The sequence below is a fragment of the Pseudoxanthomonas sp. G3 genome (assembly GCF_057654715.1).
Genome location: NZ_CM172805.1, coordinates 633,632 through 655,357, shown reverse-complemented (window position 1 = coordinate 655,357; position 21,726 = coordinate 633,632). Strand labels below are relative to the sequence as shown.

At 67.0% G+C, this 21,726-nt stretch carries 24 protein-coding genes; 11 read left to right on the top strand and 13 right to left on the bottom strand.

Going from position 1 to position 21,726, the window contains the following annotated elements:
* Nucleotides 1–3 precede the first annotated feature (3 nt).
* Nucleotides 4–2,802, top strand: a complete 2,799-nt coding sequence (locus AC23D6_RS02955; RefSeq protein WP_487751349.1) for a TonB-dependent receptor — start codon at nucleotides 4–6, stop codon at nucleotides 2,800–2,802.
* 264 nt (nucleotides 2,803–3,066) lie between these two features.
* Here the strand turns inward: AC23D6_RS02955 and AC23D6_RS02950 are convergent, their stop codons facing one another.
* Entirely contained in the window at nucleotides 3,067–4,410 is a 1,344-nt protein-coding gene (locus tag AC23D6_RS02950; protein ID WP_487751348.1) for a pectate lyase family protein, read from the bottom strand.
* Nucleotides 4,411–4,559: 149 nt separating this feature from the next.
* Between AC23D6_RS02950 and AC23D6_RS02945 the strand changes: the two genes are divergently transcribed.
* From AC23D6_RS02945 to AC23D6_RS02910, 8 genes are all read left to right on the top strand, one after another.
* Nucleotides 4,560–5,417: a 2-keto-4-pentenoate hydratase gene (locus AC23D6_RS02945; protein ID WP_487751347.1), complete on the top strand. Its 858-nt coding sequence runs from the start codon at nucleotides 4,560–4,562 to the stop codon at nucleotides 5,415–5,417.
* A complete protein-coding gene (locus AC23D6_RS02940; protein WP_487751346.1) occupies nucleotides 5,414–6,409 on the top strand; it encodes a TRAP transporter substrate-binding protein in 996 nt (331 codons plus the stop codon). The genes AC23D6_RS02945 and AC23D6_RS02940 overlap by 4 nt, the downstream gene beginning before the upstream one ends.
* Before the next feature lie 10 nt (nucleotides 6,410–6,419).
* Nucleotides 6,420–6,938: a TRAP transporter small permease gene (locus AC23D6_RS02935; RefSeq protein WP_487751345.1), complete on the top strand. Its 519-nt coding sequence runs from the start codon at nucleotides 6,420–6,422 to the stop codon at nucleotides 6,936–6,938.
* 3 nt (nucleotides 6,939–6,941) lie between these two features.
* On the top strand, nucleotides 6,942–8,225 hold the full coding sequence (locus AC23D6_RS02930; RefSeq protein WP_487751344.1) for a TRAP transporter large permease: 1,284 nt from the start codon (nucleotides 6,942–6,944) through the stop codon (nucleotides 8,223–8,225).
* 202 nt (nucleotides 8,226–8,427) lie between these two features.
* Nucleotides 8,428–9,483, top strand: a complete 1,056-nt coding sequence (locus AC23D6_RS02925) for a LacI family DNA-binding transcriptional regulator (RefSeq protein WP_487751343.1) — start codon at nucleotides 8,428–8,430, stop codon at nucleotides 9,481–9,483.
* 125 nt (nucleotides 9,484–9,608) lie between these two features.
* On the top strand, nucleotides 9,609–10,457 hold the full coding sequence (kduI, locus tag AC23D6_RS02920; RefSeq protein WP_487751342.1) for a 5-dehydro-4-deoxy-D-glucuronate isomerase: 849 nt from the start codon (nucleotides 9,609–9,611) through the stop codon (nucleotides 10,455–10,457).
* A 32-nt stretch (nucleotides 10,458–10,489) separates the two neighbouring features.
* A complete protein-coding gene (kduD, locus tag AC23D6_RS02915; RefSeq protein ID WP_487751341.1) occupies nucleotides 10,490–11,248 on the top strand; it encodes a 2-dehydro-3-deoxy-D-gluconate 5-dehydrogenase KduD in 759 nt (252 codons plus the stop codon).
* Nucleotides 11,249–11,358: 110 nt separating this feature from the next.
* Nucleotides 11,359–12,480 (top strand): cupin domain-containing protein, encoded by a 1,122-nt coding sequence (locus AC23D6_RS02910; protein ID WP_487751340.1) that lies wholly within the window; start codon nucleotides 11,359–11,361, stop codon nucleotides 12,478–12,480.
* A gap of 19 nt (nucleotides 12,481–12,499) precedes the next feature.
* Here AC23D6_RS02910 and AC23D6_RS02905 read toward each other — a convergent pair whose 3' ends face one another.
* The 6 genes from AC23D6_RS02905 to AC23D6_RS02880 all read right to left on the bottom strand — a co-directional run bounded on the left by AC23D6_RS02905 (nucleotide 12,500) and on the right by AC23D6_RS02880 (nucleotide 15,600).
* Nucleotides 12,500–12,946, bottom strand: coding sequence for a hypothetical protein (locus tag AC23D6_RS02905; protein WP_487751339.1), 447 nt, complete (start codon nucleotides 12,944–12,946; stop codon nucleotides 12,500–12,502).
* A gap of 34 nt (nucleotides 12,947–12,980) precedes the next feature.
* The gene (locus AC23D6_RS02900) at nucleotides 12,981–13,703 is read right to left on the bottom strand and encodes an HAD family hydrolase (RefSeq protein WP_487751338.1); all 723 of its coding nucleotides are present in this window, start codon (nucleotides 13,701–13,703) and stop codon (nucleotides 12,981–12,983) included.
* Between the two features lie 126 nt (nucleotides 13,704–13,829).
* On the bottom strand, nucleotides 13,830–14,147 hold the full coding sequence (locus tag AC23D6_RS02895) for a hypothetical protein (RefSeq protein WP_487751337.1): 318 nt from the start codon (nucleotides 14,145–14,147) through the stop codon (nucleotides 13,830–13,832).
* Between the two features lie 24 nt (nucleotides 14,148–14,171).
* Nucleotides 14,172–14,489, bottom strand: a complete 318-nt coding sequence (locus tag AC23D6_RS02890; protein ID WP_487751336.1) for a hypothetical protein — start codon at nucleotides 14,487–14,489, stop codon at nucleotides 14,172–14,174.
* Between the two features lie 136 nt (nucleotides 14,490–14,625).
* Nucleotides 14,626–15,000 (bottom strand): EF-hand domain-containing protein, encoded by a 375-nt coding sequence (locus tag AC23D6_RS02885; RefSeq protein ID WP_487751335.1) that lies wholly within the window; start codon nucleotides 14,998–15,000, stop codon nucleotides 14,626–14,628.
* Nucleotides 15,001–15,204: 204 nt separating this feature from the next.
* Nucleotides 15,205–15,600 carry a hypothetical protein gene (locus AC23D6_RS02880; RefSeq protein ID WP_487751334.1) on the bottom strand — a complete coding sequence of 132 codons (396 nt, stop codon included), beginning with the start codon at nucleotides 15,598–15,600 and terminating at the stop codon, nucleotides 15,205–15,207.
* Between the two features lie 168 nt (nucleotides 15,601–15,768).
* On the opposite strand from AC23D6_RS02880, the gene AC23D6_RS02875 reads away from it, so the two are divergent.
* Nucleotides 15,769–16,404: a Rossmann-fold NAD(P)-binding domain-containing protein gene (locus AC23D6_RS02875; protein ID WP_487751333.1), complete on the top strand. Its 636-nt coding sequence runs from the start codon at nucleotides 15,769–15,771 to the stop codon at nucleotides 16,402–16,404.
* Nucleotides 16,405–16,411: 7 nt separating this feature from the next.
* Here AC23D6_RS02875 and AC23D6_RS02870 read toward each other — a convergent pair whose 3' ends face one another.
* From AC23D6_RS02870 to AC23D6_RS02860, 3 genes are all read right to left on the bottom strand, one after another.
* Nucleotides 16,412–16,864: a DUF4920 domain-containing protein gene (locus tag AC23D6_RS02870; RefSeq protein WP_487751332.1), complete on the bottom strand. Its 453-nt coding sequence runs from the start codon at nucleotides 16,862–16,864 to the stop codon at nucleotides 16,412–16,414.
* A 47-nt stretch (nucleotides 16,865–16,911) separates the two neighbouring features.
* The gene (locus tag AC23D6_RS02865) at nucleotides 16,912–17,418 is read right to left on the bottom strand and encodes a hypothetical protein (protein ID WP_487751331.1); all 507 of its coding nucleotides are present in this window, start codon (nucleotides 17,416–17,418) and stop codon (nucleotides 16,912–16,914) included.
* Between the two features lie 112 nt (nucleotides 17,419–17,530).
* A complete protein-coding gene (locus tag AC23D6_RS02860) occupies nucleotides 17,531–18,316 on the bottom strand; it encodes a lytic transglycosylase domain-containing protein (protein ID WP_487751330.1) in 786 nt (261 codons plus the stop codon).
* A gap of 152 nt (nucleotides 18,317–18,468) precedes the next feature.
* Here AC23D6_RS02860 and ppa point away from each other — a divergent pair, with 152 nt between their 5' ends.
* On the top strand, nucleotides 18,469–19,023 hold the full coding sequence (ppa, locus tag AC23D6_RS02855) for an inorganic diphosphatase (RefSeq protein WP_055937232.1): 555 nt from the start codon (nucleotides 18,469–18,471) through the stop codon (nucleotides 19,021–19,023).
* A 70-nt stretch (nucleotides 19,024–19,093) separates the two neighbouring features.
* Here the strand turns inward: ppa and AC23D6_RS02850 are convergent, their stop codons facing one another.
* The 3 genes from AC23D6_RS02850 to AC23D6_RS02840 form a co-directional block, all read right to left on the bottom strand.
* Complete coding sequence (locus AC23D6_RS02850; RefSeq protein WP_487751329.1) at nucleotides 19,094–19,972, bottom strand: sulfotransferase family protein; 879 nt, start codon at nucleotides 19,970–19,972, stop codon at nucleotides 19,094–19,096.
* The gene (locus AC23D6_RS02845; RefSeq protein WP_487751328.1) at nucleotides 19,969–20,967 is read right to left on the bottom strand and encodes an aspartyl/asparaginyl beta-hydroxylase domain-containing protein; all 999 of its coding nucleotides are present in this window, start codon (nucleotides 20,965–20,967) and stop codon (nucleotides 19,969–19,971) included. Before AC23D6_RS02845 ends, AC23D6_RS02850 begins: the two co-directional genes overlap by 4 nt.
* A 65-nt stretch (nucleotides 20,968–21,032) precedes the next feature.
* Nucleotides 21,033–21,722, bottom strand: coding sequence for an ion channel (locus tag AC23D6_RS02840; protein WP_487751327.1), 690 nt, complete (start codon nucleotides 21,720–21,722; stop codon nucleotides 21,033–21,035).
* Nucleotides 21,723–21,726: the final 4 nt, after the last annotated feature.

Below are 21,726 nucleotides of genomic sequence, written 5' to 3'. Positions count from 1 at the left end.
AACATGCCAGTCAGTCAACACCGCCGGAAGACACCGGTTACCTTGCTTGCCGTTTCGATCGGCCTGGCGCTGCAGATGAGCGCGGCCGCGCATGCCCAGGAGGCGGCAACCGATCAGGAACAAGCCACGCCGACCGGCGACGCCACCAACCTCGATACCATCAGCGTGACCGGCTATCGCGCCAGCCTGGAAAAGGCGCTGGACATCAAGCGTGGCGAGAAGGGCATCGTGGATGCCATCGTCGCGCAGGACATCGGCAAGTTCCCGGACCTCAACCTTGCCGAGTCGCTGCAGCGCATCCCCGGCGTGGTGATCACCCGCGATGCGGGCGAAGGCCGCAACATCACGGTGCGAGGCCTGGGTCCGCAGTTCACCCGCGTACGCCTGAATGGCCTGGAGGCGATGAGTTCGGTGGGCAGCAGCGATGGGCAGGGCGGCGCCAACCGCAGCCGCAATTTCGATTTCAACGTGTTTGCATCGGATTTGTTCTCGCAGTTGATCGCGCGCAAGACCGCGTCCGCCGATGTCGAAGAGGGCTCGCTCGGCGCCACCGTGGACCTGCGCACCGCCCGCCCCTTCGATTTCGACGGATTCACCGCGACGGCCAACCTGCAAGGCAGCTTCAACGACGCTGCGGAGACCACCAGCCCGCGCTTCGCCGGCCTGATCTCCAACAGTTGGGCGGACGGCCGCTTCGGTGCCTTGTTCTCCGTGGCCTATTCCGAGCGCGATACGGTGGAAGAAGGCTCCGGCACCGTGCGCTGGGCCGGCGGCAACACTAACGGCGGCTTCAATGCGGCATCGCCGTTCACGCCGGCGCTTGCCGCCAACGTCTATGCCCCGCGCTTCCCGCGCTACACGCTGATGGAGCACGACCAGAAGCGACTGGGTGTCACAGGTGCGCTGCAGTTCAAGCCCTCGTCCGACACCACCTTCAGCCTGGATGCGCTGTACTCGAAGATCGATGCGGTCCGCGACGAGCGCTACATCGAAGCCAACAGCCTGAGCAAGTCTAGCGGCGCCGGCAGGAAGAACGACATCCGGGTGATGGATGGCGTGATCGAGAACGGCGCGCTGGTGTACGCCGTCATGAACAACGTCGGCCTGCGCGCCGAAAACCGCCACGATGAATGGGAAACGACCTTCCGGCAGGTCAGCCTGGACGGCGAACACCGCTTCAGCGACAGCTTCCGCATCAGCGGCAAGGTCGGCACATCGAAATCCGAGCACAGCAACCCGATCCAGGCCACGGTGATGATGGACCGGTACGGTGTGAACGGCTACAGCTACGACTACCGCGGCAATCCGAACAAGCCGGTCTTCAATTACGGTATCGATCCCACCGACCCCAATGGCTGGAACCTGTCGGTGATCCGCCTGCGCGAGAACTACGTCACCAACGATTACGACACCGGCCAGCTGGATTTCGCCTGGATCGTGTCGCCGTCGTTCACCGTGAAGGGCGGCGTGCAAGCCAAGAACTTCGGCTTCACGTCCAGTGAGCGCCGTCGTGCCGCGACCGAGACCATCGTGCCGACCAATACCACGGGCGGCACGTCCACGACGCCCGTGCCCTTGCCGAGCGACCAGATCATCCAGGCCCGGCTGCGCGGCTTCAGCGGTTCCCCGGGAACCTGGGTCGTGCCGGACTTCGACGCCATCGCGGACATGTACGACATCTTCAGCGATAGCGGCACGTTCACGATGGCCAATTACATCCCGAGCGACCAGAGCGTCGGCGAGCAGGATCGTGGCGTCTACCTGATGGGCGAGTTCAATACCGATCTCGGCCCGGTGCCGGTGTCCGGCAACATCGGCGTGCGCTACGTGCGCACAAGCCAGAACTCGACGGGCGTCGGTACCATCAACGGCACGCCCACCGTCATCACGGTGGACCGCGAGTACAGCGATACGCTGCCCTCGCTGAACGTGGTGGCCGAGATCACGCCCGATTTCCTGATCCGCTTCGGCGCCGCCAAAGTGATGGCGCGCCCGCCGCTGGGCAACCTGAGCCCGGGCGTGACGGTCAGCGTCAGCGGTACGGCCAGGACCGTCTCGGCGGGCAATCCCCTGCTGGATCCGCAGCGGGCGAAGACCTACGACCTGGGCTTCGAGTGGTATTTCAACGAAGGCGCGATGCTGGGCGCGGTGCTGTTCTATAAGGACATCGACAGTTTTATCCAGAACACGCGCGAAACCCGCCCCTACAACACCAGCGGCCTGCCGGACAGCCTGCTGGAAGGCACCACGGCGCTGCCCACCGACGACTTCGTCTTCACTGTGCCGGTCAACACCCCGGGCGGCGCGCTGCGCGGTGTCGAGCTGAACTACACACAGCCGTTCACCTTCCTGCCCGGATTCCTGAAGGACTTCGGTGTGCAGTTGAACTACACCTACGTCGATTCCGAGGTGCAGTACGTGCTGTCGTCCGGCGCCCTGGCCCAGAAGGCGGCCCTCACCGGCACATCCAAGAACAGCTGGAATGCGTCGCTGTACTACGAGGGCGAGCGCCTGTCCGGCCGCATCTCCGCGACCAACCGCTCCGACTACCTGATCCAGGTTCCCGGCACGGAAGCGGGCTTCAACAGCGAGGCCAATGGCGTGCACGGACAGAGCGGCACCACCGTCCTCGACGCATCGATCCGCTACAAGATCAGCGACCGCATGGAAGTCAGTCTCGAAGGCAGCAACCTGACCAACGAGGCGCAAGAGTCCTGGGTGTCCAACCCGGCCGTGCAACTGCCGCTCGAGTACAGCGAAACCGGCCGCCAGTACCTGCTTGGACTGCGCTACAAGTTCTGACCGCTCCACGAACGCGCCCCGTTACTGGGCGCGACCCGGAGCCCGGCCGCCTCTCCCGGCCGGGCTTTTTTGTGCCGGGCGGCTGATTGCCACGATTCCGGAGCAATCGCCGGCCGTACCGCACGCGTCGATCACCCGCCCGGAACGGCAGGGCGCATGGATTCCCGATGACCACGCTGGCGCACGACGTGACCGCCGCCGCTTATTGCGCTCAATAAAAGAAAGCCCGCCATGTGGCGGGCCCTTTTCCTGAAACGCAGAACGTCAGCGCAGGGGTTCACCGCGAGGGTAGTCGCCGGATCTCGGCTCCATCGTGTCCATATTCCAGTCGCTCTCGACGAACGGCTTGCGCGCTTCCTTGTACTGCGGGTACCCGCCGACCTGCTCCTGGCTGTCGATGATCTCGCCCCGGCCCTCGATGACGTCGGCGACGATACGACGGTCGATCAAGTCGCGGTTCCACGGCGTGGCACCAACGTTCTCGATGACGGCATCCTGCACCTTCTCGGAGGGCAGCAGCGTGACGCCGGCCGGCAATGCGGGCGCGCCCTTCACCCGGTTGAGCTTCAACGGCGCAGTGGTGTAACTACCCGTGTCGGGGATGCTCTTGTTGCCGACACGATCGACGACGAGATTGTCCTGCAGGTAGAGATCCAGGTCGCCCGACCCGCCGATCATGAAAAAGGCGAGCGGCTCCGTGGAACGACCCGCGCGCATCACGTTGCCGCGGACGACCATCTCGCCCTTCGAGTACGGATGGCCCAGCCATTCCTCGGCAATCAGGTTGTAGTGGATGGCCCGCTGGCCCGGATTGTAGATCAGGTTATTGATCACCTGCCCGCGCGCGCCGCCCTTGAAGAGCGGGCTGCGCTCGTAGTTGTGCGCGTACAGATTGCCGACGATCAGCACGTCGTTGACGTGGTCGTGGATCAGCGAGCCCTTCGAATGCTCACCCTTGGGATGGGTGGCGTTGGCCAGGCCCTCGCCGACGATGTTGTTGCTATAGGTGATCCTGCGCGAAGCATTGGCCATCCACTCGGCTTCGGTTTCGCCGTTGAAGCGCGTACTGGAGGCCGACAGGTTCTCGTCCGTCGCCCAGGTGAGCGAACAATGGTCGACGATCACGTCATGCGCGCCGCGCACCGTGGTGATCGCATCGATGTCGCCCGACCGCTTCGCCATGCCACCGTCGCCGGGGCGGATACGGATATGCCGGATCACCACGTCGTGCGTGGCGATGGTCAGCCCGCCCTTGATGATCGTCACACCCGGGTGCGGCGCCGTCTGTCCGGCAATCGTGAGGAAGGGTTCGGTGATGCGGAGTTCCGTCATGCCGAGATCGATCACGCCGCCAACCTCGAACACCACGGTGCGTGGGCCCTTCGCCATCAGGGCGGCCTTGAACGAGCCGGGCCCGTCGGCCGCCAGCGTGGTCACGCGCAGCACAGCGCCGCCACGTCCACCCGGCGTCTGCGCCGCACTGCCTTGTGCGCCCGGGAAGGCCAGCGGTCGCGTGTCGGCCGCCCAGGCGGTGGCCATCGCGGCCACCAGCAGCATGAAGGCCAGCAGCCGCGTGACGGCCCGCCGGGGGATACGGATGTGAAGCATTGGCTCCCTCCCAGGAGTGGATCGATGCATCGTGACATCGGGTGGGGTTTTTGCGGCAGTGCACATTGTCAATGACACCGGTTTACCATATACAGGCCACAGCGGCGCTGTCACTCGGCAGTGCAACAAACGGAGCGGGGAGAACCCACTTGAGCAATGACAGCAGCGCCCTGGCCCGCGAACGTGCGCAGGCCCCGGACCTGGCGAGCATCGCCGACAGCTTCGTCGCTGCGCGCCGCCAGGGCCGCGCGCTTCCCGGCTTTCCTGGCGAGATTCCTGCCGATCTGGTGACCGCATACCGGGTTCAGGACTTCGCCATCGCCCAATGGCCGGACCGCGTGGTGGGATGGAAGGTCGGCTACATCGCGCCGGAGCGCCGCGACGCCTCCGAGGACGAGCGCCTGCTCGGCCCGATCTTCGCCCGCGCCTTTCAAATGACCACCGGTAGTCAGCAAGAATTCCAGGTGTTCGATGGCGGCTTCGGCGCCGTCGAGGCCGAATACGTGCTGCGCCTGGATGCTGACGCGCCGGCCAGCAAGACCGACTGGACGCCGGAGGAAGCGGCGGCGGTCCCGTCCACGCTCTTCATCGGCATGGAAGTCGCCAGCAGTCCCTTGGCCACCATCAACCAGTTGGGCCCGCGCGTCGTTGTGTCCGACTTCGGCAACAACAACGGCCTGGTGATGGGCGCGGAGATTCCCGACTGGGCCACGCGCAGCGACGCCTCGCTGACCTGCAGCACCTGGATCGATGGCACGCAGGTCGGCCAGGGCGGCGCCACGACCTTGCCCGGCGGCCTGCGCGCCGCATTCGCCTTCGCCTTGTCGCGCTCGGCGCGCCGCGGTCGTCCGCTGAAGGCGGGCGAGTACATCGCCACCGGCAACGCCACCGGCATCCACGACATCCGGCCGGGTCAGCTCGCGCGCATCGACTTCGACGGCCATGGCAGCATCACGTGCCGGGCCGTGGCCGCCACGGCCCAGGACGAGGGAGACTGGCGCGCATGATGAACCGTCGTCGTTTCCTGACCGCCGGTGTTGGCGCGGCGGCAACGCTGCCGCTGGCCGGCAGCCGCGTGCTGGCGGACGAGGGCCGGCACGTGCTGACCGCCACTGATGTCCACGTGAAGGACTACCCCACCGTCGAGGCGGTGCGCTGGATCGGCGAAACGATGGCACGCGAGACGGGCGGACGCGTGACACTGCGCCAGTACCACTCCGGCCAATTGGGACGCGAATCGGAAGCGATCGACATGGCGCGCTTCGGCGCCATCGACATGACCCGCGTGTATGCCGGCGCGCTCAACAATGCCTTCCCGCTGACTCAGGCACTGTGCCTGCCCTATGTCTTCGATTCGGTCCAGCACATGCGTCGGTCGATGGACCAAGGCGTCGGGCAGGCGGTGCTGGATGGCTTCGCGCGGCGCGGACTGGTCGGCTTGGCGATCTATGACTCGGGCGCACGCTGTTTCTACAACACCAAACATGCCATCCGCGTGCCGGCAGACCTGCATGGCCTGAAGGTCCGCGTGCCGGTATCGGACATCTTCATCCGCATGCTGCGCCTGTTCGGCGCCAATCCCACGCCCCTCTCGCTGGGCGAGGTGTTCTCCGGGCTGGAGACGCGCATGATCGACGGCGCGGAAAACAATATCCGCAGCTTCCATTCCAGCCGACATTTCGAAGCCGCCCGCTACTGGTCACAGACCAATCATTCGTATGCGCCGGACGTGCTGCTGGTGTCGCAGCGCACGCTGGATGGCCTGCAGGCGCGCGACCGCGAGCTGTTGATCGAGACCGCACGCCAGTCGGTTGGGGTGATGAGGACACTGTGGGATGCCTCGGAGGCCAAGGCGCGTGAAGCGGTGTCCGCCGCCGGCGTGCAGCACAACGAGGCCGACCTCACCGCGTTCGCCCACGCCTCCGCACCGTTGCTGTCCGAATACCGTCGCGACACGGCCATCGACGCCCTGTACCGCCGCATCCGCGACCTCGCCTGAGAGCCCGACGATGTCCGAAGACACGCCCCCTGTTCCCGCCACGCCGCTCCAGCGCGGCATGGATTTCATCTCGAACGCCGCCATCACGCTCGCCGTCGTCGCCCTGCTGGGCTTGGTGCTGGTGCAGGGCTGGCAGGTCATCGCGCGCTATGTGATCAACGATTCGCCCAGCTGGACCGAGCCACTCACCGTCCTGTTGCTGACCACCGCGATGAGCCTGGGCGCCGCCGCAGGCGTCCACACGAACCGGCACTTCGGCTTCTTCCTGCTCGCCGACGCCGTGGGGCCGCGCTTGCGAAAGGCGTTGCATGCCCTTTCGCCCTTGGTGATCGCGGCGATCGGCGCGGTCATGGCGTACTGGGGCACGGTGCTCTTGCTCGACGGCATCGACATCAAGATCGCGGGTGCGTCGATGCCGCAGAGCATCGGTTACCTCCCCCTGTCCCTCGGCGGCGCGCTGATGGTGGTGTTCGCCTTCAACCGCCTGTTCCTGGTGCTGAGCGCGCCGACGACCGACGAGGCCCGCTGAACGATGGCGATCACCCTGCTCTTCTCGCTGTTCGCGATCCTGCTGCTGATCGGCGTGCCGGTCGCCTACGCACTCGCCGCCGCATCGCTGGCCACCCTGCTCTACCTCGATCTGCCCAGCATCGTGCTCGTGCAGCAGATCTCGTCGGGAACAGGTTCGGCGTCGCTGATCGCGATCCCGCTCTTCATCTTCGCCGGCGAGATCATGTTGCGCGGCGGCATTTCCGAACGCCTGATCGGCCTGGCCGCCTCGCTGGTCGGCCGTCTGCGCGGCGGCCTGGGCCAGGTGAGCATCCTGTCCTCGCTGTTCTTCGGCGGCGTGTCGGGTTCGGCCATCGCCGACGTGTCCGCCGTGGGGGGCACCATGATCCCGCAGATGATCAAGCGCGGCTACGACCGCGACTTCGCCGTCAACGTGAGTATCACGGCGGCCCTGGTGGCCTTGCTCGTACCGCCTTCGCACAACCTGATCCTGTTCTCCGCTGCGGCGGGCGGCGGCTTGTCGATCGCGGACCTGTTCGCGGCCGGCATCGTGCCGGCCCTGTTGATGACGGTCGTGCTGATGTTCACCGGCTGGGCTGTGGCGCGCCGGCGCGGCTATGGCACCGAGCCGTTCCCGGGCATGCGTGCCGTGCTGCTGCGTCTGGTGGCCGCGCTGCCCGGCCTGGGCCTCGTCGGGTTGATCTTCTTCGGCATCCGCGCCGGCATCTTCACCGCGGTCGAGAGCGCCGCCATCGCGGTGGTGTACGCGCTGGTGGTCACCAGCGTGCTCTACCGGCAACTGTCGCTGAAGGAGTTCTTCGCCACCGTCACCCACGCCGCGCGCACCACGGGCGTGATCCTGTTCGTCATCGCCACGGCGGCGGTGTTCGGCTGGCTGCTGGCCTATCTCCAGGTACCCGCCGCCGCCGTCGACGCACTGCAATCGATCGCCCACAGCAAATACACGGTGCTGCTGCTGATCGTGCTGGTCCTGTTGCTGCTCGGCACGTTCATGGACTTGGCGCCGATGATCCTGATCTGCACGCCGATCTTCCTGCCGGTCGCCCGCGCCTACGGCATCGATCCGATCCACTTCGGGCTGGTGTTGGTCCTCACCGGCGGTATCGGCCTGGTCACGCCGCCGGTCGGCTCGGTGCTCTTCATCGGCACCGCCATCGGCAAGATCACGATCGCGCAGAGCATGCGCACCATCTGGCCATTCTGGTTGGCCGGACTGGCCGTGCTGCTGGTAGTCACGCTGTTCCCCGACCTGTCGCTGTGGCTGCCGCGGGCACTGAAGGGATGAGCGAAGCGGTGCGGCCGTTTGGCGCTTGCGGCGGGAGGACTCCGGCAGGCACGACAATGCCAGCGGGGGCGTCCCGGCCCTGAATCCTCGCGGTACCCGTCGGCCAAGGGAAAGGTGACTTCCGTAATTTCCGCTACCGCGCGCTGGACTGACCCCCAGCCGCTAGAATCCCACCGACCGACGAACGGATCTGCACCGCCCCATGCCCGCGCGCAAGAAGCCCGAAAGCCCCGCCGCCCTGCCCCCCGGTGGCAAGGCCGCGACCATCAACGACATCGCGCGGCTCTCCGGTGTCTCCAAGAAAACGGTTTCGCGCATCATCAATCACTCGCCGCTGGTCCGTAAGGACACGCGCGAAAAGGTCGAGGCGCTGATGCGGGACGTGGGCTACGTGCCCGATCCGATGGCACGCGGCCTGGCGTTCCGCCGCTCATTCCTGATCGGCATGGTCTACGACAATCCGACAGCGCAGTACATCGTGAACATGCAGTACGGCGCGCTGGACGCGCTGCGCGACTCCGGCTTCGAGCTGGTCGTGCATCCCTGCGACAGCCGCAGCCCCGGCTACATCGACGGCGTGCGCCGCTTCGTCCAGCAGCAGAAACTGCATGGCGTGATGCTGGTGCCGCGTGCCTCCGAAGATCAGGCGCTGGCCGACATGCTCGCCGAGATCGGCTGCCGCTATTCACGGATCGCGTCGGTCTCGATGGATACACCCGAGCGCATGGTCGTCACCCACGACCGCGACGGCGCGGCCGAGGCGGCCGAGTACCTGCTGTCGCTGGGCCATACCGATATCGCACTGATTACCGGCCCCAGCGCGTATCGCTCCTCGATCGAGCGCACGGACGGTTTCGTGCAGGCGCTCGCCAAGCGCGGCCTGGAACTGCCGAAGTCGCGCATCATCGAGGCGGGCTACACCTTCGAGTCCGGCGTGGTCGCGGCCGAGAAGCTGCTGTCCGGCAAGAACCGTCCCACCGCCATTTTCACCGGTAACGACGAGATGGCCGCCGGCGTCTACAAGGTGGCCATGCGCGCCGGCATCAGCATCCCGCGCCAGCTGTCGGTGGTCGGTTTCGACGACAGCCCGCTGGCGTCGCGCCTGTGGCCCTCGCTGACGTCGGTCCGTCGCAACACCCGCGATACCGGCCGCACCGCCGCCGCCATGCTGATCCAGCCCGAAGGCACGCCGGTGCTCGCGGCCGCCAGCATCCGCCCGCACCTGATCATCCGCGACTCCTCGCAACCGCCGGAGTAAGCCGCCTTGTACGGCCTCGAGTGCCGCACCGCAAAATGACACCGGTTACCAAAGGCCGTAGAATTCGCCCCACACCTCTTACCGACGCCGCCCCACGGCGCGTCCGCACCGACGGAGCTCCGCCCATGTTCTGCAAGACCTACCACGCCACCCACCCGGACATGATGGACGGCGCAAGCAACGACCAGCTGCGCGACCGCTACCTGATCGGCAACCTGTTCGTCGCCGACACGGTGCAGCTGAACTACTCGCACAACGAGCGCTTCGTGATCGGCGGTGCCGCGCCGGTGTCGAAGAAGGTCGACCTGCCGCGTCAGACCGAACCGGCGTCGGCCGCCGGCAAGCCCTTCCTGGAGCGCCGCGAACTGGGTGTGATCAACGTCGGCGGTGGCGCGGGCAAGGTCACCGTCGACGGCACCACGTATGTGCTGGGGCCGAAGGATGGCCTGTACGTGGCGATGGGCAGCGCCGACGTGGCGTTCGAATCCGACGATGCGGCCAACCCGGCCAAGTTCTACCTGACCTCGACGCCGGCGCACGCGCGCTTCGAGATCAAGCAGCTGTCGATCAAGGACGCCGTGGCGCTGGAGCGCGGCGCCCTGGAAACCAGCAACGAGCGCACGATCTACCAGTTCATCGTGCCGGCCACCTGCCAGTCGTCGCAGCTGCTGCTGGGCCTGACCGTGCTGAAGACCGGCAGCGTATGGAACACCATGCCGCCGCACCTGCACGACCGTCGCAGCGAGGTCTATTTCTACTTCGACCTGGCCGACAACGACCGCGTCTACCACTTCATGGGCGAGCCGGAAGCGCAGCGCCACATCGTCGTGCAGAACGACGAAGCCGTGGTCTCGCCGCCGTGGTCGATCCACATGGGTTCGGGCACCAGCAACTACGCCTTCATCTGGGCGATGGGCGGCGAGAACCTGGACTACACCGACATGCACGTGCTGGACATCTGCCAGCTCAAGTAACCGCGCCACCCAACATCCGAGGGGAACACACGATGGCACGCAATCCTTTCAGTCTCGAAGGCAAGGTCGCCTTGGTGACCGGCGCCAACACCGGCTTGGGCCAGGGCATCGCGCTGGCGCTGGCCGAAGCCGGCGCCGACATCGCCGCGGCGGGCATCGTCGAAGCCGCGGAAACCAGCGAGAAGGTGCGCGCGCTCGGACGCCGCTTCCTCAACCTGGAAGCGAACCTGATCAGCATCGATCCGGTCGAGCGGCTGGTGAAGGAAACCGTGGAAGGGCTTGGCGGGCTGGACATCCTGGTGAACAACGCGGGCCTGATCCGTCGCGCCGACGCCGTGGATTTCAGCGAGAAGGACTGGGACGACGTGATGAACGTCAACATCAAGTCCGCGTTCTTCATGTCGCAGGCCGCGGGCCGCCACTTCATCGCGCAGGGCAGCGGCAAGATCATCAACATCGCCTCGATGCTGTCGTTCCAGGGCGGCATCCGCGTGCCGTCGTACACGGCGAGCAAATCGGGCATCGCCGGCATCACCCGCCTGCTCGCCAACGAGTGGGGCGCCAAGGGCGTGAACATCAACGCCATCGCACCGGGTTACATGGCCACGGACAACACCGCGCAGTTGCGCGCGGACGCCGACCGCAACAAGGCGATCCTCGATCGCATCCCGGCCGGCCGTTGGGGCGAGCCCTCCGACCTGGGCGGCACGGCGGTGTTCCTCGCGTCGCGTGCATCGGACTACGTCAACGGCGCCATCATCCCCGTCGACGGCGGCTGGCTGGCGCGCTGAGGCGCGCCTTCACGCAGACTGTCGTGGGAGCGACGTCAGTCGCGAAGCCGACATGCAGGTGCGTCATCGCGACTGACGTCGCTCCCATAAGGAACAGGCTGAGATCCCCGATGTTGTACCGGCTTGCCCTCATGATGCTGTTCACCTGTTGCCTGCCCGCTTTTGCGGGCTCCCCGCGACAGGTCTTCATCGCCGGCGATTCCACCGCCAGCCACTACGGTCCGGAGCGCGCACCGCGCGAAGGCTGGGGCCAGCAGCTGCAGGGCTTCCTCGCCCTCGACGCCTACGTGGTCCGCAACCACGCGCAGAGTGGCCGCAGTTCGCGCAGCTTCATCGCCGAAGGCTGGTTCGATGGCATGGCCAAGGCGATGCGCAAAGGCGACGTGCTGCTGATCCAGTTCGGCCACAACGACGAGAAGATCGAGGACCCCACGCGCTACACCGAACCACAGCGCGCGTTTCCCGAGTGGCTGATGCGCTACGTGGTGCTCGCGCGCGAGAAGGGTGCGACCCCGATCCTCGTGGCGCCGGTGGCGCGACGGAAGTTCGACCGCGGGCAGTTGCTCGATACGCACGGGCTGTATGCACAGGCCGTGCGTGATCTGGCGCAGCGCGAGCAGCTCGGCCTGATCGACCTGACTGCGCTGAGCATGGACTGGCTACGCGCTGCCGGTGACGAGGCGAGCAAGGCGTACTACATGCACGTGCCGGAACAGGACCAGCAGGACGACACCCACTTCCAGCAACGCGGCGCCGTCATGGTGGCGTGCCTGGTGGTGGCGGGCTGGAAGCAGGCCGATCCGTCGCTCGCCCGCCACGTCACTCGCGACACCGATTGCGGTGCGCCTGCCACCGCGCTCACCGACCGCAAGGCGCAGCCGAACCCGTCCCTCGTCGTGCACGAGCGCGACATCGCTACGTCGCAGCCCGGTCCGCACGGCGGCGCCGGGGCGACCACGGCGTACCCGTTCTTCCGCGATGCACCCGCGCTCGGCTTCGAGTTCCGCAAGCGCGTGCTGCACACGGGCGCGGGCATCGGCCTGCACCAGCACCACAAGGACGAGATCTATTACGTGCTCAGCGGACGTGGCGTGTACGAGCTCGACGGCACGGCGCAGCCTGTGCAGGCGGGCGATGCGATGCTGACCCGCCCCGGCAGCACCCACGCCATCCGCCAGGACGGCGACGAAGATCTCGTACTGCTGATCATGTACGCGAAGAAGCCGCAGTAACGCCGGCGCGCGGGCGTCGTTACGGCTGCGGCCGATCCCAGCGGCGATAGGTCGCTTCCAGCGCACTACGCAGGCGTCGGTACTGCGGGCTGCCGGGCTCGGCCTGCAGGCGGCCGGCGACGGCTTTCCAGCCACCGGCATGATCGCGCGACCATTCGCGCACGACCGCGCGGCAGGGCTGGCCGACGATCTGCGCAAGTGCGCAGGCCATGAAGATGTCGCCCGCGGTCCAGTCCGGCTGCTGCTGCATTGCCTCGACATACGCGCGTGGCACGGCGTAGTAGCGCGACATCTCGTCGGCGAAGGCGGCCGGATAACGGGCAGCGTAATCGTTGATGTCGATGAGGTGCCGATCCACGGCGGCATCGCCGCTCGCCGGTGTATAGGTCGACGCGTCCTGCGCGCTTGCAGGCGCGACGACGGCCAGGCAGACCAGCAGCATCAGGATGGGCAGCGTGCGTTTCACGCGGGCATTGTGCCGCAGGACCGGCGCGGGTGCGTCATGCGCGCGGCGTGGCCTCGATCGCGGCGAGCGCGGCGGCCAGCTGGTCGGCGCCCTCCACCACCCGCAGGCGGGGAGCATCATGCGCGACGCCGTGCTCGGCCTCCAGCGCCCAGGTCACGTGATACGGCATGTGGATGCCCCAACCGCCCAGTCCGAGCACGGGCTCGATATCCGAACGCAGCGAGTTGCCGACCATCGCGAACGCCTCCGGTGCCACGTCGAGCTCGCGCAGCACGCGCGCGTACGTGGCCTCATCCTTCTCGGACACCACTTCGATGCGATGGAAGAGATCGGCGAGCCCGGACTGCGCGATCTTGGCTTCCTGGTGGAACAGATCGCCCTTGGTGATCAGCACGACCTCGTGGTCGGCCGCGATCTGCGCGACCGCCTCGCGGATGCCGGGCAGCAAGTCGACGGGATGCTGCAGGGTGGCACGCCCGATCTCGATCACCCGATGCAGGTCGCGCGCACTGATGCGTTCATCGGTCAGCTGGATGGCGGTTTCCAGCATCGATAGCGTCATGCCCTTCACGCCATAGCCGAAGATCTTCAGGTTCCGGCGCTCGACCTCCAGCAGGTGGCCATGGGTGCGCGGATCGGCAAGATCGACGTAGGCCCCGAGGATCGCCTCAAAGTCCGCTTCGGCCTGGCGGTAGTAATCCTCGCTCTTCCAGAGCGTGTCGTCGCCGTCGAAGCCGACCCATTGGATACGCGCCATATCGAGTGCCTGCAGTCTTGCTGGAGGGGCGCGCAGGATAACAGCCGACCTTTCCCGCCGAATGAAGATGGCCGCCCGGAGGCGGCCATCAACTCGTACGCGGCGATACGCAGGCCGCGCTTGGGCTCAACCGCCACTGGCCGGCTGCGTCGTGCTGCCGTCTGCGGGGGGCGGAGTGGTCTCAGGCGCGTTCGGGTTGGCCGGCGGCGGCAGGTTCGGATCGGTCGGCGGCGCGTTCGGATCGGTGGGCATGGTCGGATCGGCCGGCGTCGGGGCCGGCGGTGCGACATCGGCCGGCGGCGTAGTTTCGACCGGTTCCGGCGCCGCAGCGGCCGGCGTGTCTTCCGGCTTCGGGCCACAGGCCGTCAGCAGACCGGCACCGAGTACGGCGGTGCCCAGCAGCAACAGCGGTTTGTCGAGCAAACGATGGAGTCGGATGTTCATGGGTGTTCTCCAGAAGGGGAAGGGTCAGGATTGGCCGTGCGCGTAGACCGCGTATTCTTCAGGCGTCAGGCGACCGTCGGCATCGGTGTCCAGCGTGCCGAACGCCTGCGCGAGGGGCGGATCCACGGCGGCTTCGTCCTTGCTGATGGCGCCGTCGGCGTTCGCGTCGAGTTCTTCGAATGGCCTCGGCGATGAGGGGGCAGGCGTGCTGTGCGGCGGGTTCGACGGCGCGTCATCAGTGCGCGAAGCGTCCTGCGCGAATGCGGCGGGCACGGAGGCGGTGCTTGCGGCCCACGCAAGTGCAGCGATGAGGCCGGTGGTACGGAATGTCGTCTGCGTCATGGGACTTCCCTGGTCGCCCTGCCAACCGACTACCGCGGCAGGCGGGACGCATGAAGTGGAAAAGGCGGCACGCCGGCCGCCCTTCCGGTGATGCGTGCAACGCGCAGCGGCGCGGCGTCACGCGGTGCGTGGAGGCTTACTTCTGCTCGCCGTAGTTCTTGCTCACGAACGCCTTGTACTCGTCGGCCGTCAGCGAACCGTCGGTGTTGGCATCGGCCTGGTCGAAGACCTGGCTGAGGCCCGGGTTGGCCGCTGCTTCTTCCTTGCTGATGTTGCCGTCGGCGTTGGTGTCGACATCAGCCCAGCCCTGCTTGGCGCCCTGGGCCGACTGCGTGCTCTGGGTTGGGCTCTGCGTGGCGGAACCGGTGGCCTGGTCGGTCGTCGGCTCGGTCTGCTGCTCCTGCTGCGTGGCGGCGTCTTCGGTTTTTTCCTGAGCGAATGCCAGCGGCATCGCCAGTGCAGCGCTCAGGGCAGCGAGGGCGATCAGCGGCGTGCGGGTGTTCTTGGTCATGTCAGTGCTCCGTCTGTAGGAAGTGCGTCCGATTGCGCACGACCCCACCTTGCAACCGCGCGCGTGAACGGAAAATGCGCTTGGAAATGAACGTGCACGCACGCTTAACCACATGCGATATCGCATCGGCTAGCCAGGTGTTAGGCACCAGTGACGACGTCGTAACGTCGTCGTCGAATGCGTGACGTCGCGCAGAGATTGAAGTTACGCGTCCGTTTTTTCGACGCTTTTGGGCGGCGTCTCGTCCGCCGTTTTTTTGCTGAACCATTGCCAACCGAGGGTGACACCGATGAGTGCGCCGGCAATTTCGAGGACCACGCGGGAACCCAACGATTCGGCGTCATGGATGCCCTGCAACGCGAGGCGCGCGTACAACGGCGACTCCAGTCGGCTGATGCCCAGGTAGAACAGGTTCCACGTATCGATGCCTGCACCGATGAGCACGGCGGTGACGCAGGCCCAGCCCACCGCGTGCCCGATCGACCACCGCTGGCGATCGCAGAGCCAGTGCCAAAAGAGGAAGCTCAGCAGGCCGATGATGAAGGCGATCAGTCCGGCCTCGATCGCGCCCAGCACGCCGTAATGGAGCGGCAGATTCATCGGATGCGCTCCCGGATGCGCTCGAGGGCAGGCGCGATAACGCAGTGGGCAGGCATGGCGTGGCGCTCCGGGCGCCGGGTTCGTGGCCGACAGGGAAGCGTAACCGAAGCGTCAGTCACGGATGCGCCCGACTGGCATGATGGGTCCCCCGCGACATGGAATCTCCGCATGAGCCGTCTCCTGTTGGCAGGCGCCACCGGCCTCATCGGCCAGACCGCCCTGGCCCACGCGCTCGCTTCGCCGCGCGTGGCCCAGGTGATCGCGCCGACGCGCCGGCCGTTGCCCGCGCACCCGAAACTGCTCAACCCGGTGGTGGATTTCGAGGCGCTGCCCGGCGACGCCGCGTGGTGGCGCGTGGACGACGTTGCCTGCGCCCTGGGCACCACGATCCGCGATGCCGGATCGCAGGCGGCCTTCCACCGCGTGGACCACGACTACCCACTGGCGGTCGCGCGGCTGGCCCACGCCCATGGCGCACGTGCTTTCGCGCTGGTCTCGGCCTTGGGCGCGGATCCGGCGTCACGCGTGTTCTATTCGCGCACCAAGGGCGAACTGGAGCAGGCCCTGGAAGGGATCGGGTTCGATTCGCTCACCCTGCTGCGGCCTGGCTTGCTCGGCGGCGATCGCGCGCAGCATCGTGCGGGCGAACGGTGGGCGCAACGCGTCTTCGGCACCCTGGGCCCCCTCCTGCCGCGTCGCTACCGGGTGGTGCCGCCGGAGCGCGTCGCGTCAGTCCTGGTGGACGCGGCCCTGGATGCACGTCCGGGTCGGCACATCGTGCCGTCGGAACAGTTGCTCGGTTGAAAGGCGCTCAGGCCCCGGGATCGTCGGCCAGCACCTGCACCCCATCGGCGACGATGCGGTACTCGACCGTGGGCACCTGCGCGCCCGGCGAGGTTTCCTTCGCAGTGTGTTCTCGAGCCGCCGGCGACAGGGCCACCTTCGACAGCACGCCATGCACCTGGGCGGGGCCGCGCACGTCCTTGGGCACATAGAAGGCGTGATCACCGAGGAGCACGCGCGCACCCTGCCCCGCGTCCTCCAGCATCACCCAGCACCCTTTCTTCTGGCAGACATCCACCACGCGGCCACTGAAGACGCGCGCCTGGCCTTCGTGCGCGGCCGGATCGGCCAGCGCCTGCGCCAGCGGTATCACCGGGCCTGCAGGCACGTCGGCACCGAACTTTTCCCATTGCGCAGCGTCCGCTGCCCATGCACCACCGATGCACAAGGCCAACATGAATCCGATCGTCCGACGACGCATGAAGGGGCTCCTCTTTCAGGAGCCTCGATCATACGGTGGGGTCGCCGCTACTGCAGCAGCCCGTGGGGCAACACCTGCAGCCGATAGACGCCCGCCGTCTGCAGGACTGTGGCGCAGGCTCGCTCGAGCCGGTCCTCGTCCGGATCATCGATCACCAACAACACCCGCCCGGCCTCGATCTGCTGGCTGTAGTCGCGACGGACCTCACTCGGAACCGCCGACCCTGCGAGCGACGCCGCCCACATGCCGACGCAGCCGCCGATCACGACGCACACCACGACGCCCGCCGCGTGGATGCCGACGGCAGGCACCAGCATGGCCGCCACGCCCAGGACAAGCCCCAGCAAGGCACCGCCGATGAGGCCTCGCAGCGCCGCCGGCTTGAAGTCGGTGGGCGCGGCCTCTTTTTCACTGTCCGGGACCTGCTCGACTTCGATTTCCGACCGGCCCACGAGGGCCGCATGTTCGGGATCGATGCCCGCGCCGACGGCGCGGCGCATCGCCGCTTCGGCCACGGCCACCGAAGGCGCGCTGAATACGCGACGGTTCTTCATGATGCGCTCCTCCCGGAGTGGGGCGGTCCGGGCTTGGAGCAACGCTAGGCGCAGGTGCGCACACGTCGAGTGAAGGACCCGGATGCGGGCTGAACGTCTCCGGGAGCTGGCCTCAGAGCGCCGGGCGTTCGGGCGCCTGCTTGCGGCCCATGGCGCGCAGGTACAGCTCGTACAGCGCAGTCACCTTGGAGACGTACTCCTGGGTCTCCGCGTAGGGCGGCACGCCGCCATAGCGCGACACCGTGCCGATGCCGGCATTGTAGGCCGCAGCCACCAGCGTCAGATCGCCTTTGTAGCGCTTCATCAGCTGGCGCATGTGGCGCGCGCCGGCATTGATGGATTCGGACGACGAGAACGGATCGGCCACGCCGTATTCCTTGGCCACGTCCGGCATCAGCTGCATCACGCCCATCGCGCCCTTGGGCGATACCGCCTTGGCGTCGAAGTCGCTTTCCGCGTGCGCCACGGCACGCAGCCAGGCGTCGTCCACGCCGGTCTGACGGGCGGCGGCCTTGAATTCGGAGGGGTAGCGATCAAGGCGGGGCTTGCCGACCCGGCCCAGGCCCGGGTGCGCGGGCTCGCCGGGCGGCGTCTGCACGGTGAACTTCAGGTAGGGCGTGGACCCCGGCAGGTTGCGGGTGGAGTAGACCTTCTGCCCGTCCTGCTCGCGCTCGTAGAGCGTGCCGCTGAACACCCCCATCGAGCCCCACAGGTTCGGGGTGCTGACCGCGTTGTCGTCGATCTCCTTGGCCGTGCACTTGGAGCCGGGTTCCGGGGCCGTGGCCAGGCTCACGGTGCCCCCTCGCACGCACCGATAGACCGTGCGCGCGCCAACGTCGGCGCTGGCAAGGGCCAGCACCGTCAGCAGGAGGCCGGCGGCGGGTCGGAGGAGTTGCATGGGCGGCGGATTCTAGGGCGCGGACGCTGTAAGACAGGCTGAATCACGTGGCGCACACCGACAGCCGGTCACCCGGGTGCCGGGCCTGCTGCGCCGCAGCAGCCATGTGCGTAAAATGCGGGCCCTCTTTCACGTACCCCTCGGAGCACCCCATGGGCCTGGATCTGGTCAGCGCCGGCAAGAACCCGCCGGACGAAATCAACGTCATCATCGAGATCCCGAAGGATGCCGAGCCGGTGAAGTACGAAGTGGACAAGGCCAGCGGCGCGATCTTCGTCGACCGCATCCTCTCCACGCCCATGCGCTACCCCTGCAACTACGGCTATGTCCCGCACACCCTGTGCGGCGACGGCGACCCGGCCGACGTACTGGTCGTGCTGCCGCTGCCGCTGATCCCCGGCTCGGTGATCCGCTGCCGCCCGGTCGGCGTGCTGCGCATGAGCGACGAAGCCGGCAGCGACGAGAAGCTGCTCGCAGTGCCGGTAGACAAGGTGTTCGCCGGGTACAGCCACATCAGCGACATCGACCAGGTGAGCCCGCACTGGCTGGAGCGCATCGGCCACTTCTTCGAGCACTACAAGGACCTGGAGAAGGGCAAGTGGGTGAAGCTCGACGGCTGGGGCAACGCCGCCGAGGCCAAGGCCGTGCTGGTCGACGCCATCGCCCGCCAGGCCGCGCAGCCGGAAGACGAGAAGCACAAGTTCTGAGGCGTCATCCGCGATGCCGCGCGTGGGGAAGGCCGCCAAAGGCGGCCTTCTTCATTTCCAGGCCTACTCGTCAGCGGGCGCCGTTTTCCACCGCTTCCTTCGCGCGCCGGATGGTCGGTTCCAGCCCCGGCAACATCGGCTCGATCAGATCCGCATGCTTGCGCCACTTGTCAGGGGCCGGTCGGGTCAGCGTATAGCGGGACAGGGGCAACGCGGCGCCCAGCTCACGATCCCAGGGCAGGTCGAGCGCAGCGCAGATGCGCTTGACCTCGACGCCCGGCTGGCGCAGGAAGACGTCGTAGTCGAGCGTAGTGAGGCGCTCCGGCGGCACGTCCGCGATATCGTCGAGGATGGTGTTCAGCGTGCGCTCCCATTGCACACGCACGACCTCATGCAAAGGTCTACCCACCAATTCGCGCCATCCAGGCACGAGCAGCAACGACCAGGCGAACTCGCCCGGCCACCCGGGCAGGCCCGGATAGGTGCGGAAGCGACCCGACTGCCAAGCGTCGATCATGCTGGAGAGCGTTTGTCGGGCGTCGCGATACAGGAACACGAATCGGGCCTCGGGGAACACCCGCCGCAGGAAACGGATGCGCAGCGCATTCTTTGGTGTCTTTTCCAGCATCCGCACGCGCCCCGCCGGCGCACGCTGGCCCGACCGGTCGCGCAGGGCTGCATGGAAATGCCGCCGCAGCGAGGCGACGCGCTCTTCTGTCGCTTCGTCTTCGGTCAATACGTTCGAGTCGAACTGCCTATCGCGAGGGGCGAGTCCCGGCACCTGCTCGATCATCTGGTGACTCTCGCCGCCGATGGTGTAAAGCGCGGGCGCTTGCGAGATCGTCTCGAAAAGCAACGTCGAGCCCGACCGCGGCGAAGACAGGATGAAGATGGGGCGATCGAACAGGGGATCCGCGGCGGCGCGATCGGCCGAAGATCCCCACGTCACGCCATGGCTCCAAGCGCCATGCGTGGCCTGCCCGGCGCCTGCGCCCCAGGCGCGTCCATCACCGCCGGCCGCACGGCCATGAGCATGATGGCCGGCATCAATGGCAGTTCGTTGCGCAGCACGGCCGTGCCTACGGCGGGCCGCGCCTCCTGCACGAACTGCTGGATGCGGCGGCGGTAGTCGGGCAGCGCGGCGGTTTCAGCTCCGTGCGCTGCCCAGAGCGCGCGCCAGTCGCGGCACAGGCGCTCGACCATATGGCGCACGACATCCAGCTGCGGGAATGGCGCGGACTCGTCCAGCAGGAACTCGAGGTGGCGGCGCAATTCCCAAGGGGTCATGACGACGGGCACGTTGTAGTGCTCGAAGGCGATGGTTGGCGTGGCGCCGGGCTGGTAGTCGACCAGCGCAGGCATCCAACCCTCAGGCACCGCCGTCGCATCGGCCTGCACGCGCCGGCCTGCGCGCACCTGGGTCCAGAAGCGCTCGCCGCCGACCGTATCGCACACCAGATGGATGCGCTGCCGCTCGTCCTGGTTCAGCACGCGATGCTGCCGCCAGGTATCGAAAATCCAGCATTCGCCCGCCGCCATGTTCACCGCCGAGGTATCGCACTCGAAGCGCACCGTAGGCTGGGTGATGATCGGGACGTGCACGCGCACGCGCTCGGCCCAGTAGTAGCCCTGGTCCGCGTGACGCTTCACCTCCGCGCCGCCGGACAGGCGCATCAGCCGGGTCCGGCCCACCGTCGTGCCGATACTGGCCAGCACCTGCTGCAGATAGGGGCAACGCTCCAGTTCCGGGGTCGGACACATCTGGCCGGCGAACTCTTCGTTGGCCGGATCGCCATCCACAGCCACCAGCGGCAGCATGGAATTGCCGGCGAATTTCTGCGGGTGCTCGCGCCAGGCACTTTCGCCGATCGCGAGGACCTCTTGAGCCAGCCGGTCTGCGTCGTAGCGCATCGGCAGTTGGATGAAGGGGGCGTCTAGCTTCATGACCGGTCCCGTACAGGCTTCAGGCCGCGGATGGTACCGGAATAGGCGTTACGGCTCCCGTGCCGTCAGTCGGGTTTCCTGGGCAGGCGCAGCATCGTCAACCCGATCAGCCGCGACACCACGACGGCGATGTACATGACGCCTGCAAACTGCTCCAGCATCACTAACGCGCGCGCCTGCGGCAGGATCGGCACCACGTCGCTCAGGCCGACGCCCGAGAGCAGGCTGAAGCTCAGGAACAGCAGTTCCATCCAGCTGCGCGCCGAAGTGGGGTCCACGGCGGCGGTGAAACTGCCCGGATACCACTGCTGGCAGACCGAGAACGCGAACGCGAACGCCCACGCCAGCAGCGTGAAGGTGGCGCCAGCGGCGAACAACTCGTCACTGGTGACTGAGTGGTCCTGCAGCATGTAGGCGATCAGGCTGCCGGCCGTGTAGAAGTACAGGCCGCTTTCAAGCAAGTGGGCGTAGACGCCGAGCGACGGCTGGTCGAACAGCGCTGCCGACAGCGACAGCAAGACCGAGGGCACTGCCAGCGACCAGGCGATCCAGTTCACCGCCGTGCTCCGGTTGACGACCCAGAGCGCCAGCGCCAGCACCAGAATGCCGAACGCGCCGAACAAGGCGCGGCCGGCCTGCGTGTCCTCCATCACCGGATACAGCAGGATCCCGGCCAGTTGCACCACCAGCAGGAACGCCGAAGGGTGCTGCCTCGCGGTGGCCAGCCAGCGCAGCCAGCTCCTTGGCATCGTCATGGGG